Source organism: Thermosulfurimonas dismutans (assembly GCF_001652585.1).
GTDB classification, from domain to species: Bacteria; Desulfobacterota; Thermodesulfobacteria; order Thermodesulfobacteriales; family Thermodesulfobacteriaceae; genus Thermosulfurimonas; species Thermosulfurimonas dismutans.
In genome coordinates, this window is sequence record NZ_LWLG01000034.1 from 1 (window position 1) to 1,211 (window position 1,211).

1 protein-coding gene is annotated in these 1,211 nt (G+C 54.1%); it reads right to left on the minus strand.

The genetic code is table 11. The annotated features are described in order from the left end of the window. Positions 1–1,198: elongation factor Tu (gene tuf, locus TDIS_RS10570; protein ID WP_068671855.1), on the minus strand; the 1,198-nt coding region annotated here is incomplete at its 3' end. Positions 1,199–1,211: the final 13 nt, after the last annotated feature.

Consider the following 1,211-nt stretch of genomic DNA (forward strand, 5'->3'; position numbering starts at 1 on the left):
ATTCAAGGATCTTGGTAACCACACCGGCCCCTACCGTCCGGCCTCCCTCTCGTATCGCAAACCTCAATCCCTCCTCCATCGCTACCGGCTTGATCAGCTCCACCTCCAACTCCACGTTGTCCCCAGGCATCACCATCTCCACCCCCTCAGGCAACGTCACCACTCCCGTAACGTCCGTCGTACGAAAATAAAACTGCGGCCTGTATCCATTGAAAAACGGCGTGTGCCGCCCTCCCTCCTCTTTCTTCAAAACATATACCTCAGCCTTGAACTTCGTATGCGGCGTGATGCTCCCAGGCTGCGCCAGTACCTGACCACGCTCCACCTCATCCTTACCTACTCCCCTCAAAAGCACCCCTATATTGTCTCCAGGCAACGCCTCATCCAAAATCTTCCTAAACATCTCCACACTGGTAGCCACCGTCTTTACCGTCGGCCTCAACCCGACTATCTCTACCTCCTCCCCAGGCCTCAATACTCCCCTCTCTACCTTACCCGTCACCACCGTACCACGACCACTGATCGAAAATACGTCCTCGATCGGCATCAAAAACGGCTTGTCTACCTCCCTCTGCGGCTCAGGTATGTACTCGTCCACCGCCTTCATCAACTCCCATATCGGACCACACCACTGACAATCCTCCTTACCACAACCACACTCAAGCGCCTTAAGCGCACTGCCCCTTATCACCGGCGCATTGTCCCCATCATATCCATACTTGCTCAACAACTCCCTCACCTCTAGCTCCACCAAGTCCAACAACTCCTCATCATCTACCATGTCCACCTTGTTCATAAACACCACTATCGCAGGCACATTAACCTGCCTAGACAACAATATGTGCTCACGGGTCTGCGGCATCGGCCCATCCGTCGCAGCCACTACCAATATCGATCCATCCATCTGCGCCGCACCCGTGATCATGTTCTTGATGTAGTCCGCATGCCCAGGACAGTCCACATGCGCATAATGCCTCTTCTCCGTCTCATACTCCACGTGCGCCAACTGAATCGTAATCCCCCTCTGCTTCTCCTCCGGGGCCTTGTCTATGTTGTCAAACGGTATCCAATCCGCCCACCCCTTCGTAGATAAAACCCGCGTAATCGCACTCGTCAACGTCGTCTTCCCGTGATCGATGTGCCCTATCGTCCCTATGTTTAAATGCGGCTTCTTTCGCTCAAACTTCGGCTTCGACATCTCTCTACCTCCT